The sequence below is a fragment of the Peribacillus sp. NPDC076916 genome (genome assembly GCF_050269675.1).
Lineage (GTDB): Bacteria > Bacillota > Bacilli > Bacillales > DSM-1321 > Peribacillus > Peribacillus aracenensis.
This window is the reverse complement of sequence record NZ_JBNNIU010000009.1, coordinates 131,671-146,085: the sequence shown is the minus strand read 5'-3', so window position 1 is coordinate 146,085 and position 14,415 is coordinate 131,671. Positions and strand designations below refer to the sequence as shown.

Below are 14,415 nucleotides of genomic sequence, written 5' to 3'. Positions count from 1 at the left end.
GAATCTTACATCCAAAAGTAGGATAACGCAATAGCGAAAATCCTTGTTGTTTTTGTAGGGAAAACGAAGAAAATCAGACATTTTTCTATTGAAAATGTGGAGGAATGAAAAGTGGATTCTATGACGTTTGTCTTATTTGGGGCAACTGGGGATTTAGCTAAGCGAAAAATCTACCCTGCCTTGTTTAATTTATATTTGAATCAAAAATTACCAGATTCTTTTTTGATCATTGGTGTAGGAATAGACGAAATGTCTGATGTTGATTTCCAAAACCATGTAACAGACTCGCTATACACTTTTTCTAGACACTTGATAAATGATAAATCCGAAAAACAAGAGTTTGTAAAGGCATTTCGTTATTGCCAGTTAGATTTCACGAATACTGAAGGGTATAAGAAGTTAGTTGAATTCGTTCAACAAAATGAAAAAGACCAGAGTATTGAAGAGAATAGAATGTTTTATCTTTCTGTTGCTCCTGAATTCTTTGATGTAATTGCTTTAAACATAAAGAAGAGTGGCTTAGGTTCGACAAAGGGATGGAAACGATTGATTATCGAAAAACCATTTGGATATGACTTAAAATCTGCTGAAGATTTAAACGGAAAATTAAGCAAAGCTTTTGAAGAAAACGAAATTTTTCGGATTGACCATTATCTCGGAAAACCAATGGTTCAAAACCTTGAAGCCTTGGAATTTGCCAATCCTGTTCTGCAATCACTTTGGAACAATCGGTTTATTGCCAATGTGCAAATTACGGCTAGTGAAACGGTTGGTGTAGAAGAGAGGGCTGGTTATTATGACCAAGCAGGCGCTATTCGTGATATGGTTCAAAATCATATGCTACAGCTGTTGATGATGACAGCCATGCATCTCCCAAAACAGATTAGTGCAAAAGATATCCGTAATGAGAAAAGAAAAGTTATGGAATCTCTGCGACCATTACAGAAAAATACTGTAGGTATCCACGTCGTTCGTGGCCAATATGGATCAGGTGAAATAAACGGTACACCAGTAGTCAGATACTTAGAAGAACCTGGCGTTGCTGCTTCTTCTAAAAACGATACATTCATTGCTGCTCGTCTATGGATTGATAATTCCTTCTGGGACGGGGTCCCATTCTATATCCGGACAGGAAAAAGAATGACGGAAAAATTAACGCGGATTGTGATTGAATTCAAAAACCCATTAAAGAATTTGTATACCAATGAAATCCAAAATGCTGAACCCAATCTATTAGTTATTAATGTAAGTCCTAATGAAGGTGTTTCGTTGCAGTTAAATAGTAAAAACCCGATAAATGGAAAGTTAGAACCTATTGTTGTTGATTTTTCAGCGAGTAAAAAAGACGTGCCCGAAGCATATGAACTCTTAATATTTGATGCTCTGCGTGGAGATTCTACCTTCTTTGCTCATTGGAACGAAGTGAAATTATCTTGGAAATGGGTACAGCCTATTTTAGAGACATTTGAGGAAAATATTGTTCCACTTCATTCATATCAATCTGGCTCGATGGGACCTGAAGCTGCTCATCAATTATTGGAAGAGGATGGTTATAGATGGTGGTAAAAGAAAGATTATGATTATACTTTGAATCCATTCTGCTATAGATGAAAAACTCAAAAAATATAGAAATACTCAAGGAGGATTAATGATGAAGGTCGGATTAATTGGATTAGGAAAAATGGGGCTAAACATAGGAAAGAACCTAATTGACCATAAACATGATGTAGTAGCATTTGATCTAAATACAAATGCTGTTGAAGAAATAAAGAAATACGGGGCTGAAGGTACATCTAGCTTACAAGATCTTGTTCAATCAATAGAAAAGCCACGAGTTTTTTGGATTATGGTTCCACACTCCGTTGTTGATTCCGTTATTAGTGAGATAACACCATTTCTGAGTGAGGGAGATATCGTGGTTGAAGCTGGTAATTCTCACTATAAGGAATCCATTCGTCGATACAACCAGCTAAAGGAAGTGGGAGTGAGCTTTATGGATGCCGGCACATCCGGGGGTATGGAAGGTGCTCGGGATGGAGCTTGTTATATGATTGGGGGAGAGCCTGAAGCATGGAGCATTGTCGAGCCCATTTTTCGAGATACAGCTGTAGAAAATGGGTATTTATATGCTGGAAAAGCAGGTAGTGGTCACTTCCTAAAAATGATTCACAATGGAATTGAATACGGAATGATGGCTGCGATTGGAGAAGGATTTGAAGTATTAGAAAAAAGTGAATTCGATTTTGATTATGAAAAGGTAGCAAAAGTTTGGAATAATGGTTCGGTTATTCGTTCTTGGCTCATGGATTTAACAGAACACGCGTTTTCTAAAGATGCAAAATTAGATGAAATTAAAGGCACTATGCATTCATCTGGTGAAGGGAAATGGACAGTTGAAACAGCATTGGATCTTCAAGCTGCTACCCCTGTTATCGCTATGTCTTTATTAATGCGTTATCGTTCCTTAGACAATGATACCTTTACAGGTAAAGTGGTTGCTGCTTTGCGAAACGAATTTGGTGGACATGCTGTGGAAAAAAAATGATTTGGAAAAATAGATAAGAGTAACCAAAAATAGATCTGGGAGGAAATATAAGGTATGACTATTTCGTTTGATTACACCAATGCTTTGCCATTTATGAAAAAGAGTGAAGTAGAAGGATTAAGTGAATTTGTAAAAGTAGCTCATGGAATGCTTCATGAAAAGAAAGGTATTGGTTCTGATTTTCTTGGGTGGGTCGATTTACCACTAACCTATGATAAAGAAGAATTTTCACGTATTAAACAAGCTGCAAAAAGAATACAAAATCAATCAGATGCTCTGATTGTTATTGGCATCGGTGGTTCTTATTTAGGGGCAAGATCGGCAATTGAAGCTTTGTCTCATACTTTTCATAATCAAATAGACGGTAAGACACAAGTTTATTTTGCTGGGAACAATATCAGCTCCACCTACATCACGCATTTATTAGAGCTATTAGAAGGAAAAGATATTTCGGTTAATGTTATTTCTAAATCAGGAACAACAACAGAGCCTGCCCTAGCCTTCCGTATTTTTCGTAACTATATGGAACAAAAGTATGGAAAGGAGGAGGCAAGAACACGTATTTTTGCCACTACTGATCAGGAAAAAGGAGTATTAAAAAAACTTGCAGACGCAGAAGGATATGAAACATTTGTTATTCCAGATGATGTAGGTGGAAGATATTCTGTCCTAACAGCAGTAGGTCTCTTACCTATTGCCGTTGCAGGATTAGACATTGATCAAATGATAGCAGGAGCTGCATCTGCTGCACGTAAGTACAATAATCCAGAATTAATGACAAATGAATGCTACCAATATGCCGCAGTGCGAAATGCACTCTACAATAAGGGAAAAGTGATTGAATTGCTGGTTAATTATGAGCCATCTCTTCATTTTATATCCGAATGGTGGAAACAACTATTTGGGGAAAGTGAAGGAAAAGATCAAAAGGGTCTTTTTCCTGCTTCCGTCGATTTTTCAACGGATTTGCATTCAATGGGACAATATGTGCAGGAAGGTCGACGAAACCTTTTAGAAACGGTTTTACAGATTAAGAAACCTCGAATTGAAGTGACTATTCAGGAGGATCCAGAAAATATTGATGGATTAGACTTCCTGGCCGGTAAGACGATGGATGAAGTCAACAAAAGTGCATTTCAGGGTACCCTTATGGCTCATATAGATGGAGAAGTACCTAATCTCGTGATTGAACTGGATGAAATGAATGAATACACTTACGGTGAGATGGTTTACTTTTTTGAGAAGGCATGTGGGATTAGTGGCCATCTATTAGGAGTTAACCCATTTGACCAGCCTGGAGTCGAAGCATACAAGAAGAATATGTTTGCTTTACTTGACAAACCTGGTTTTGAAGCAGAAAAAGCTACTCTCATGGAGCGTTTATCAAAATAATTATATCTGATTGGTTTTGTACTAATAAAAAGATTGTTACCAAAAACCATATTTTTGTAACAACGTTTATGAGAAATACTGATACTTGATTTTACTAATTTTACAGGTTACCAAAAGTTTTACCAAATACTTTTACAAAATGATGTCTCTTGTACAATTAGGTTATAAAATTGTGCAGGAGGCTTCATTATGACAATCGGTTATACTCGAGTTACGAAAGTTGACCAAAATTTAGACCGACAAATTATATTACTTTCTGAGTATGTCTGTAAAAAAATGCTCAAGAGAAATTTACTGGGACTACAAAGGATTGAGATGGACTTAACTAATTGCTAGATGTTATACGGAAAGGTGATACCGTTGTAGCAAAAATATTTCACGATTAGGGATAAGAACACTTGATATTCTTTCTATTATTCAGCAATTCGAGGATACAGGTGTAAAGTTCGTTTCTATTAAAGAGAACATGGATTCAAGAACATCAACAGGAAAAGCCATGTTTCAAATGATGTGTGTCATTGCAGAATTAGAACGAAATTTAATTGTAGAGAGAATTAAAGAAGGATTAGAAGCTAGTAAGCAAAGAGGAAAGCCTAGGTAGACCAAATTGATCAAGGAAAAATTGAAATAACCTTGAGGATGTATGACAGTAAAGACTACTCGGTAAAAGAAATTTTAGAAGGTACAGGACTTTCACAGGGTTCATTATATCGAGCAATTAATAAAAAAAAACTAAAAGAAGTAAATTAATAACCTCTTATAAATTTAGGAATTATGTGATGGAATAGGTTAGGGCAGCTATTCTGTTACTATCCCAAATTACTGTGAATGGAGTTGGCAATTTGGCATCCATAGAACGTAGAGTAGACTTTACCCAAGATTTAAAAAACGTCCTACTTCAAAAGAACTACGTGATATTTACTCCCCTACACCTGAAGAAAATCAATTTGCGCATAAAGTTGCTAAGGGGCTTAGGGATTACACCAATCTATGTCTAGACGGGGAAACTGTTTGGATAGTGCACCGATAGAATCATTCTTTGGCCACCTTAAAGAAGAAGCAAATATTAAGCCGTGTAAAACTTTAGATGAACTAAACGTGAAATAGACAATTACATCACTTACTATAACTATAACAGATATCAATGGAACCTAAAAAAGATGACCCCTGTACAATGATATGATCCCCTTTTAGTAGCCAGAAAAAAGAAAGTACACTAATCTGTCTATATATGGAGGGGATTTTTCTATGGGTAATATTAAAAGAACGTTTGATAAAGCGTTCAAAAAGCAGGCCGTTGATTTATATCTTAATGGAGATATGAGTTATATCAATCGGTCGCTGATAAATAGAAATTGATAAAAATCAAGTCCGCCGCTGGGGTAGGTACTTTGAAGCTGAAGGCATACTGGGTTTGGAAGAGAAACGAGGGAAAGCGAAGGGGCTTGGTAAGGGCAGACCAAGAACAGCTCCGGAGGATTCAGAAGAAAAAATCACACGTTTAGAGGCGGAGAACGACATGCTAAAAAAGCTCTTAAAGATGTAAAAATGGGGAATGAAGGCAGTAACGACAAGGAAAAAGTATGAGGTAATTAGGGAAATGTCCAAGGAACACTACCCTATTCAGTTATTATGCGAAATTGCACATGTATCAAGAAGTGGATACTACAAATGGTTAAAACGTAAAATATCGACTTCTGAAAAGCAACTGGATGATGAAGAGATTAAGAAAAAAATTATAGGATGCTACAATAAACTAAAAGAAATCTATGGGTATGGTATGGCTGGATAAAATCTACGGTTTAAACCTGAACCACAAGCGTGTCCAACGTCTTATGCGGGGGAGCTAGGGTTAAAGTCCCTGATTCGGAAAAGGAAACCTTATTACGGGAAGAAAGAAGCATATGTCATTTCTAAAAACCTTCTTAATAGGGATTTTCATGCATCCAGACCTAAAGAGAAATGGGTAACTGACATTACATATTTGATTTTTTTTATAAACAGAGACTTTTCCAATCCGCCATAAAAGACCTCTATAACAATGAAATCATTTCTTATCAAGTCAGCCGAAGAAACAACTTAAAACTTGTAATAGATAACAATAAAAAAAGCAAAGAAAAAACGGAATGTTAAAGGAATTCTTCTGCATAGCGACCAGGGGTACCAATACACTTCCCACCAATTTTGAAAAAATATAAAATGCAATCCAGTATGTCAAGAAAGGGAAACTGCTGGGATAACGCTTGTATGGAGAATTTCTTCAGCCACTTTAAATCGGAGTGTTTCTATATGAACTCCTTCGGTACCTCTGAAGAGGTTCGCGGTGCTGTAAGTATGTATTATTCGATTCTATAACCATCATCGCTTCCAGAAAAAATTAAACAACCTGAGTCCATATCAATATAGAACTCAGGCTGCCTAATACCTTTTTTTAAAATGTCCTTTACAAAGGGTACACTTTACAACTATGTTCCTCCTTCTTATCCAATATAGAAAAGAAGAGTCGATCGCTTCTCAAATTAAGGATTAGTTGACCATAATCCTGAAGTCTTTACTAGGACTCTTGGATGAAGCTTTAACCCGGCTACAAGCAGCTCTGCTAAATCCTCTGATTGCATAACATTTTCAGGATTTCCACTGATAAGATTGGTTTCAATGGCCAAATCAGTTGCAACTGTACTTGGTGTTAATGCCGTTACACGGATATTATGCTTTCTTACCTCTAGCATGAGTGATTCCGTTAGTCCTAAAACAGCAAATTTAGAAGCGCTATAAGCACTTGTAACAGGTGCTCCTTTTTGGCCCGCAGTTGAGGAGATATTCACAATATCTCCTGATTTTCTTTCAATCATATCAGGTAAAACGGCTCTTGTTACATTATATACACCCATCAAGTTTACTCGGATGATCTTTTCCCATTCTTCAGGAGTTAAATCAAGAAAACCGCCAAATTTAGCTATACCTGCATTGTTGATTAAAATATCAATAGAACCTAGGTCTGATTTGATGTGTTCAACAGCATGATGAACTGCTTCAAGATCGGCTACATCTGCTGTTGCTACTGAAACGTTCACATCATATTGCTCTAGTTCCGCGGTTACCTTTTCAAGATTTGACATCGTTAATCCAATCAATCCTAAATGAACTCCTTCTTTTGCTAAAGCAATCGCAGTAGCACGCCCGATTCCTCTGCCTGCCCCAGTAATTAAAGCAGTTTTTCCTTTTAATGAAATCATGCTATCATTCCTTTTTTTAAAAAATTCAGAATAATTGTTAATAATAACAAAATAATGTTTTAAAGACTAACCAAAAGACCGCAAAGTTTCTTTAGTATGTCTGCGGTCTTTTGGTTATTACATTCTTAGGACTATGTTTTATTCAAGATTGGCATGTCTGCCATACATCTTATTGGTATCTAATCCCTTTTTCTCCATGAATCTCAAGATGACCGCATCATAAAAAAGTAAAAGGGTCTGCTCAAATAGTGAGCCCATTGGTTGGATGGTTTTATAATCCCCCTCTGATTGGTCTTTCGGGGATCCAGGCAATTTAATGGTGATATCGGCTAACTGTCCAATAGTGGAATCAGGGAATATCGTGACAGTTGCAATTTTACCACCAATGCTTTTTGCTTTTTCAGCCATGGAGACTAAGCTTTTTGTTTCCCCGGATCCGGATCCGATGATTAAGATATCCTCTTTTTCAAAGTTGGGAGTTACAGTTTCACCGATTACATAAGAATCAATTCCCATATGCATCATCCGCATAGCGAAGGATTTGGCCATGAATCCTGATCTGCCTGCACCGGCGACAAAAACCTTTTTCGATTCAAGTATCCCGTTGACGAGTTTTTCAGCTTCTTCATCTGCGATTAAGTCAGCTGAATGATTAAGCTCTTTTAAGATTTCTGCTACATATTGAGTTGTCTGCATCTTAGGATTAACCTGCTGTAACCGTTTGTTCTTTGATCATTTGTTGCATTTTGGCAGCAGCAGCTTTTTTATCAGCTTGTCCAGTAATCCCGCCGCCTACAATGACAAGGTCCGGATTTACTTTTATGACTTCTGGAAGTGTTTCTAATTTAATGCCGCCTGCGATGGCCGTTTTAGCATTTTTAACCACACTTTTGATGGTTTGTAGATCTTCAAAAGAATTTTTTCCGACTGCTTGAAGATCGTAGCCCGTGTGAACACAAATATAATCCACGCCCATAGTATCCACTTCTTTAGCACGTCCAGCAAGGTCTTTTACCGCAATCATATCGACAAGGATTTTTTTACCCTGTTTTTTCGCTTCTTCTACAGCACCTTTAATCGACATATCTTCAGCCGTTCCAAGAATAGTGATGATATCAGCACCTGCTTCGGAAGCTTTCATCACTTCATATCCAGCAGCATCCATAATTTTCAGGTCTGCTAATACTTTTAAGTTAGGGAATGCTTCTTTTACTGCCTTTACAGCATGGAGACCTTCGTTGATCACAACCGGTGTTCCGATTTCTACGATATCAATATGCTCCTCTACTTCTTTTACCAATTCGATTGCTTCTGGAATGTTGACTAAATCTAATGCTAATTGTAATTCCATCTATGTTTCACTCCTCAGAATTTTTTAAGTTTGTTGCACAGTAGTAAGTATGCTCATTGCTCACTTTCATTTCTCCTGGCAACTGTAACCAATGCTCTCGTTAACAATGGTACAGTGTTAGTATAATGTATATATTAAAAGTGTAAAAGTACGCACTTTATTTTTACATAGTGTTAAAAAGTATACTATTCGTTATTCTATATAGAAGTGGAGGTGAAATAAATGTCACGTATGCAGGACAAAATGTTTAACTGTGAAAAAGAATTAACGCTTTATGTTATTTATTGGTATTAAATGGAAAATGTTGATTTTGTGGCATTTAGGAAAAGAGGGAACGAAGCGATTTGGTGAGCTGAAGGCTCTTATGCCGGGCATTACTCAACGAATGCTTGTTAACCAATTACGCGAGCTAGAAGAAGACCTCATTGTTGAACGAAAAGTCTATCCTGTTGTTCCGCCAAAAGTGGAATATCCATTGACCGAACAAGGAAAAAGCTTAATGCCAATACTCGATTCCATGTGTGAATGGGGTAAAAACTCTATGGAGAATGTGATGGATACTCCTGCCAATAAAAGTGCGTCTATTAAAATAGCAATCGTTCTAAAAAGAGGGGATTAAAAACCACAGGTAGACTTTTAATAAGTCAAGACTTGTGGTCCTTTTATTTGCAATGATCCAGTGCATAAAGGAAATAAAGGAATACAATATGGAAAAAGGTAAATAATATTCCTGTGTTGTAAAGGATTTTAGCTGAACTGTTTTATAGTAAGGAATCATGAAAAATACATATTTTCAGGTGAGATGATGAAAAAATTTGTTGAGTATGTTTTTTTAACCTTTGGGGCGTCAATCGTTGCTATGGGATTAGAAACGATGTTAGCACCAAACGGGCTAGTAGATGGTGGTGTAACAGCGTTATCGATTATGGCCAATGCTTTATGGGGAATCCCAATTTATGTTGTATTTTTGGGCTTAAATATTCCTATCTTAATTTTTACAGCTAAAGAAGTGGGTAAAACCTTTGTCATTAGAACTCTATATGCAAATATCATTACTACCGTTGGTTTAGTGCTATTTAAATCGATTCCTCCTATTACTAAATCTGAAGTATTAATTGTTTTATACGGTGGGGTAATCTTAGGAGTTGGGATAGGGATCGTTGTAAAATTTGGCGGTGCAATAGATGGCACTGAAATGCTGGCGATTTGGTTTAACCAACACTATCGATTTCCGATTGCCTCATTTTTATTAGTCGTAAATGCTTTCATATTTACGATTGCGGCGGTTGTCTATACATTGGAACAGGCCATGCTTTCTCTGGCAGTTTTTTATATAGTGACGAAAATGATTAATTATGTTTTAGATGGATTAAATCATGGGAAATCTGTCATGATCATTTCAGAAAAACCTGATGAAGTTGGAGATAGCATTATCAGTCATTTAAATATCAGCATCACATTTTTATATGGAGAAGGCGGTTTTTTAGGGGAAAGAAAGAAGGTTATTTATTGTATTACGAACAGGTTTCTTTTTTCCAAATTAAAAAGTGTCGTTTTAGCAGCAGATCCATCAGCTATTATGGAGGCGTCCTATGTTTGTGAAACATCTGGTATAGATAGGTCGCTTATACTACCGAAAGCAAATCCTTCTAAATAATAAAGCTTAATATTTGCTTATATTAATTAGCCTCATGTTGATACTTGTGTATATCGCCCGTTATAAATCAATTCGCAAAGCTTTGATAAATGACTGTGTAAACGACAAGGGCAAAGAGTCAGCAGTAAGCAAAACATTACAACGAGTCGTGAACCCAAGGATATTCCTTTATTTATCATGAGTCGATCAAACTATTATTTAAATAATGACTCCAAGGCAATTTTGAAAGATCTTCGTAAATAACGAAGATCTCAGACTGTAGACAAACTCGATGAAAATCGAGTTTGTCTACATTTTTTTGAGGGGTTGTAAAAATTCGATCGTTGATTTCCACTCCAGGCACTCGCTTTCCGCGGGCGGTCAGGGAGCCTCCTCGGCGCCTTTGCGCCTGTGGGGTCTCCCTTGGACACGCTTTTCCCGCAGGAGTCTCGCACCTTCCGTTCCAATCAACTTTGTTTTAACAATTAGAAATAAACACTTTTGCCTACAGTCTATTTTGTTTTAATATAGGAGTATTAAAACTTGAGGTGATGACGATGCTTCCGAAACATAATTCTATTCAGCGAGATCAACTTGAAATGATTACTTTGGATCAACTGGTGCCAGCGAACCATATGGTTCGTAAAATTGAGGCAGCCATTGACTTCACTTTCATTTATGATTTGGTAAAAGATATGTATTCAGAGGTAGGTCGCCCAAGTATCGATCCAGTTACATTAGTTAAACTGACATTCATTCAATATACCTTCGGTATTCGTTCAATGCGTAAAACGATTGAAGAAGTTGAAACAAATATGGCTTACCGTTGGTTCTTAGGTTACGGTTTCCATGATAAAGTGCCACACTTCTCAACGTTCGGCAAAAATTATGAGCGGCACTTTAAAGGTACAGACCTGTTTGAACAGATATTCTATCGCATCTTAATGACAGCTGCCGATAGAAAGTTAATAAGTGCAGAGCATGTATTCGTTGATTCCACACATGTGAAAGCCAGTGCGAATAAGCGGAAATTTGAAAAGAAAATCGTTCGCAAGGAAACACGAGCGTATCAAGGACGCCTTCAAGAAGAAATAAATCAAGAAGAAATAAATCAAGATCGTGAAAACCATGGAAAGAAGCCTTTCCCACCGGATAAATTTGATAAGGAAGAAGCCAAAGAGATTAAAGAAAGTACAACTGATCCTGAAAGTGGCTACTATGTGAAAGATGAACGAACAAAACAGTTTGCCTATTCATTTCACGCGGCCGCAGACCGCAACGGTTTTGTACTGGGAACGATTGTAACACCTGGAAATACGCATGATAGTCATATATTAGAGCCACTTGTTGAACAAGTGATTGAGAAAGTTGGAAAACCCGAAGCCGTTGCGGCAGATGCAGCTTATAAAACACCAGTCATTACAAGCTATCTATTTGGAAAAGAAATTACACCGGCTTCACCCTATACACGTCCTCGTACAAAAGAAGGATTCTATCGCAAACATGAATATATTTACGATGAACATTTTGATTGTTACCTTTGCCCTTCGGGCGAGACTTTAAAGTACTCAACAACAAATAAAGAGGGCTATCGCGAGTACAAATCGCCAAAACACATTTGTGCAACATGCTCATCTTTATCACGGTGTACAGAAAGCAAAGACCACCAAAAAGTGGTGACACGGCATATCTCTCAAGCATATGTGGAAGAAGCAGATCATCTGCGTACTCATCAAGATGTAAAACCTATATATGCGAAACGTAAAGAAACAATTGAGCGTGTATTCGCAGATGCAAAAGAAAAGCATGGTATGCGTTGGACTACTTTAAGGGGACTTAAAAAATTGTCGATGCAAGCGATGCTTACTTTCGCTGCCATTAATTTAAAAAAGATGGCCAATTGGACATGGCAAGGTCCAAAAATGGCCTAACAGAGTGGGCTCGTAGAGCCCCAATATCTTAACCTTGGACCAAAATTCAAAGGGAATTTCAAAAGGGGTTCGGAATTTTATAATTCCGAACCCCGAACCCCTTTTGTCTACAAACTGAGATCTTCGTAAATAACGAAGATCTTTTTATTTTAAATCCTCTAATTGAAAATCTCACAACCCCATATGGTATATAAAAGTATACTAAGTATATTTTTTAACATTATATAAAAAAGAAGTGCGTACTTTTAATTATTTGTTGTAGATATTATACTAACATCAATGCAGCAACCAATCTTTTTTAAGCGGCAATTGTTAAGATGAAAAGGGACATATACCATTAGGCCTTTTAACAGGGGAATGAAGAATTCTCCTTAGTATTTTGAAAATAAGATCGGATTTAAGATAAATCAAATCTTTCTCAACTGTAACAACATCCGATACAGTTGTTAGGTGGAAGTTATAAGCATTATTCAAGATAGATCGTCTATTAATGAATGCAGAAAGGAATGAAACGATGAGGGGGAAGGAAAAAGCAAAACATCGAAAAGTTTGCGAAAGATGTTTAACGATCACTACAAATGATTAATGTCCTCAATGTGGCTAGGACCATTTCCGGAAATTCATTTTCATGGTGCAAGTTGGGTGAAATAATCATGTGTATAAAGCGGATGCAGGGTAGCGAAAGTCTGCAATCATTTAGATCGTAAAAAATTTGATGTGCCTTATATGGCTACCATAACCAACAATTATCAAGTATTAGAGTTTTGAAAAATGGAGGAATGAAAAGTGGATTCTATGACCTTTGTTTTGTTTGGAGCAACGGGTGATTTGGCCAAAAGAAAAATTTATCCGGCTCTTTTTAATTTGTTTTTAGATAAGAAGATGCCCCAGTCATTTTCAATTATTGGGTTAGGCAGGAGAGAACTATCGGATGGTACATTTCAAACAAATGTAGAACATTCATTAAGAACATTTTCTAGACGCTTTATCGAAGATAAAGCTAAATTAAAAGAATTTATCGACGCGTTTCGTTACAGCCAATTAGATGTAACGGATGTGGAAGGGTATCAAGAACTGCTTAATTTGGTTCAGAGGCGTGAACGAGAGTTAAACATTCCTGAAAATCGATTATTCTATCTGTCTGTTGCACCCGAGTTTTTCGATGAAATCGCCTCTAATATTAAAGAAAGCGGATTGGGAACGACCAATGGATGGAAACGCCTGATTATTGAAAAGCCGTTTGGGCATGATATGGTTTCCGCCCAAGATTTAAATCAAAGGCTACGCAAATCTTTTAGCGAAGAGGAAATTTACCGGATAGACCATTATCTTGGCAAAACAATGGTTCAAAACCTCGAAGCATTGGCATTTACAAATCCTGTGCTTCAATCCTTATGGAATAATCAGCACATAGCCAATATACAAATAACGGCTAGTGAAACGGTTGGAGTAGAAGATAGAGCGGGCTACTATGATCAAGCCGGAGCCATCCGGGATATGTTCCAGAATCATATGCTGCAAATGTTGATGATGACGGCCATGCATTTACCAAAAACGACAAGTGCGGCAGATATCCGGAATGAAAAGAGAAAGGTGATGGAATCATTGCGGCCTTTGCAGAAAGAGGATGTCGGTTCTCAAGTTGTCCGTGGCCAATATAGTGCCGGAGAAATGAATCATGAGCCGGTGGTTGGATACAGGGAGGAACCTGGGGTTGATTCTTCCTCTGTCAATGATACTTTTGTTGCCGCCCGTTTATGGATTGATAATGATTTTTGGGGAGGAGTTCCTTTCTATATCCGTACAGGAAAGAGAATGAAGGAAAAGTCGACACGTATCGTCATAGAGTTTAAAAATCCAGTGAAGGAATTGTATGGATCCGATCAACAAACGGAACCAAATCTATTAATTGTCAATATCAATCCCAATGAAGGGATATCGTTGCAATTGAATAGTAAGAATCCGCTAAAAAACGGGAAAATTGAGCCTATTTCAATTGACTTCTCAACAGGAGCAAAAGACATACCCGAAGCTTATGAACTCTTAATCTTTGATGCATTACGCGGTGACTCGACATTCTTTGCCCACTGGAATGAAGTGGAATTATCTTGGAATTGGGTGCAGCCAGTTTTAGAAGCGTTTGAGGAAAACACAGTCCCCTTACATTTGTATCGTTCAGGTTCGATGGGGCCGGGTGCTTCGGATGAACTTTTAAAAGAGGACGGGTTTTATTGGTGGGAATACCAAGGGTCTAAGTATGAGATGATTTCAAAAGATCAATCAGTAAAAGCATTAAAAATACGATAACAACACGAATAGTACAG

Annotated in this window: 13 protein-coding genes and 3 pseudogenes; 13 read left to right on the top strand and 3 right to left on the bottom strand. The window is 37.3% G+C overall.

The window, feature by feature from the left end:
* Window positions 1-111 precede the first annotated feature (111 nt).
* From zwf (ACQKFG_RS21620) to ACQKFG_RS21580, 9 genes and pseudogenes are all read left to right on the top strand, one after another.
* The gene (gene zwf, locus ACQKFG_RS21620; protein WP_427562670.1) at window positions 112-1,566 is read left to right on the top strand and encodes a glucose-6-phosphate dehydrogenase; all 1,455 of its coding nucleotides are present in this window, start codon (window positions 112-114) and stop codon (window positions 1,564-1,566) included.
* Window positions 1,567-1,651: 85 nt separating this feature from the next.
* Window positions 1,652-2,545, top strand: coding sequence for a phosphogluconate dehydrogenase (NAD(+)-dependent, decarboxylating) (gnd, locus tag ACQKFG_RS21615; protein WP_427562667.1), 894 nt, complete (start codon window positions 1,652-1,654; stop codon window positions 2,543-2,545).
* Between the two features lie 54 nt (window positions 2,546-2,599).
* Window positions 2,600-3,937 (top strand): glucose-6-phosphate isomerase, encoded by a 1,338-nt coding sequence (locus ACQKFG_RS21610; protein ID WP_427562664.1) that lies wholly within the window; start codon window positions 2,600-2,602, stop codon window positions 3,935-3,937.
* Between the two features lie 189 nt (window positions 3,938-4,126).
* Window positions 4,127-4,687 (top strand): annotated as a pseudogene (locus ACQKFG_RS21605) (recombinase family protein).
* 228 nt (window positions 4,688-4,915) lie between these two features.
* Window positions 4,916-5,115: pseudogene (locus ACQKFG_RS21600) on the top strand (IS3 family transposase); the annotation flags it as partial.
* Between the two features lie 236 nt (window positions 5,116-5,351).
* Window positions 5,352-5,483 (top strand): hypothetical protein, encoded by a 132-nt coding sequence (locus tag ACQKFG_RS21595; protein ID WP_427562661.1) that lies wholly within the window; start codon window positions 5,352-5,354, stop codon window positions 5,481-5,483.
* Between the two features lie 9 nt (window positions 5,484-5,492).
* Window positions 5,493-5,729, top strand: a complete 237-nt coding sequence (locus ACQKFG_RS21590) for a transposase (RefSeq protein WP_427562658.1) — start codon at window positions 5,493-5,495, stop codon at window positions 5,727-5,729.
* A gap of 407 nt (window positions 5,730-6,136) precedes the next feature.
* The gene (locus ACQKFG_RS21585) at window positions 6,137-6,292 is read left to right on the top strand and encodes an integrase core domain-containing protein (protein WP_427562655.1); all 156 of its coding nucleotides are present in this window, start codon (window positions 6,137-6,139) and stop codon (window positions 6,290-6,292) included.
* Entirely contained in the window at window positions 6,276-6,359 is an 84-nt protein-coding gene (locus ACQKFG_RS21580; protein WP_427562729.1) for an IS3 family transposase, read from the top strand. Before ACQKFG_RS21585 ends, ACQKFG_RS21580 begins: the two co-directional genes overlap by 17 nt.
* Window positions 6,360-6,456: 97 nt before the next feature.
* Here ACQKFG_RS21580 and ACQKFG_RS21575 read toward each other — a convergent pair whose 3' ends face one another.
* The 3 genes from ACQKFG_RS21575 to hxlA form a co-directional block, all read right to left on the bottom strand.
* Window positions 6,457-7,173 carry a 3-ketoacyl-ACP reductase gene (locus ACQKFG_RS21575; protein ID WP_427562652.1) on the bottom strand — a complete coding sequence of 239 codons (717 nt, stop codon included), beginning with the start codon at window positions 7,171-7,173 and terminating at the stop codon, window positions 6,457-6,459.
* 138 nt (window positions 7,174-7,311) lie between these two features.
* Complete coding sequence (gene hxlB / locus ACQKFG_RS21570) at window positions 7,312-7,869, bottom strand: 6-phospho-3-hexuloisomerase (protein ID WP_056519727.1); 558 nt, start codon at window positions 7,867-7,869, stop codon at window positions 7,312-7,314.
* Between the two features lie 7 nt (window positions 7,870-7,876).
* Window positions 7,877-8,524, bottom strand: a complete 648-nt coding sequence (gene hxlA / locus ACQKFG_RS21565) for a 3-hexulose-6-phosphate synthase (RefSeq protein ID WP_048686234.1) — start codon at window positions 8,522-8,524, stop codon at window positions 7,877-7,879.
* 222 nt (window positions 8,525-8,746) lie between these two features.
* On the opposite strand from hxlA, the pseudogene ACQKFG_RS21560 reads away from it, so the two are divergent.
* From ACQKFG_RS21560 to zwf (ACQKFG_RS21545), 4 genes and pseudogenes are all read left to right on the top strand, one after another.
* A pseudogene (locus ACQKFG_RS21560) lies at window positions 8,747-9,143 on the top strand (winged helix-turn-helix transcriptional regulator).
* Between the two features lie 186 nt (window positions 9,144-9,329).
* Window positions 9,330-10,181 (top strand): YitT family protein, encoded by an 852-nt coding sequence (locus tag ACQKFG_RS21555; protein ID WP_427562648.1) that lies wholly within the window; start codon window positions 9,330-9,332, stop codon window positions 10,179-10,181.
* A 536-nt stretch (window positions 10,182-10,717) separates the two neighbouring features.
* A complete protein-coding gene (locus ACQKFG_RS21550) occupies window positions 10,718-12,091 on the top strand; it encodes an IS1182 family transposase (protein ID WP_427562645.1) in 1,374 nt (457 codons plus the stop codon).
* Window positions 12,092-12,877: 786 nt separating this feature from the next.
* A complete protein-coding gene (zwf, locus tag ACQKFG_RS21545) occupies window positions 12,878-14,398 on the top strand; it encodes a glucose-6-phosphate dehydrogenase (protein ID WP_427562642.1) in 1,521 nt (506 codons plus the stop codon).
* The last annotated feature ends 17 nt before the right edge of the window (window positions 14,399-14,415 follow it).

What these genes read in the sequence shown, in the direction of transcription:
- ACQKFG_RS21550 (WP_427562645.1), top strand. Translation starts at nt 10,718, where the DNA reads ATGCTTCCGAAACATAATTCTATTCAGCGAGATCAACTTGAAATGATT.
- hxlB (WP_056519727.1), bottom strand. Translation starts at nt 7,869, where the DNA reads ATGCAGACAACTCAATATGTAGCAGAAATCTTAAAAGAGCTTAATCAT.
- ACQKFG_RS21585 (WP_427562655.1), top strand. Translation starts at nt 6,137, where the DNA reads ATGCAATCCAGTATGTCAAGAAAGGGAAACTGCTGGGATAACGCTTGT.
- ACQKFG_RS21590 (WP_427562658.1), top strand. Translation starts at nt 5,493, where the DNA reads ATGAAGGCAGTAACGACAAGGAAAAAGTATGAGGTAATTAGGGAAATG.
- hxlA (WP_048686234.1), bottom strand. Translation starts at nt 8,524, where the DNA reads ATGGAATTACAATTAGCATTAGATTTAGTCAACATTCCAGAAGCAATC.
- ACQKFG_RS21610 (WP_427562664.1), top strand. Translation starts at nt 2,600, where the DNA reads ATGACTATTTCGTTTGATTACACCAATGCTTTGCCATTTATGAAAAAG.
- gnd (WP_427562667.1), top strand. Translation starts at nt 1,652, where the DNA reads ATGAAGGTCGGATTAATTGGATTAGGAAAAATGGGGCTAAACATAGGA.
- ACQKFG_RS21575 (WP_427562652.1), bottom strand. Translation starts at nt 7,173, where the DNA reads ATGATTTCATTAAAAGGAAAAACTGCTTTAATTACTGGGGCAGGCAGA.
- ACQKFG_RS21555 (WP_427562648.1), top strand. Translation starts at nt 9,330, where the DNA reads ATGAAAAAATTTGTTGAGTATGTTTTTTTAACCTTTGGGGCGTCAATC.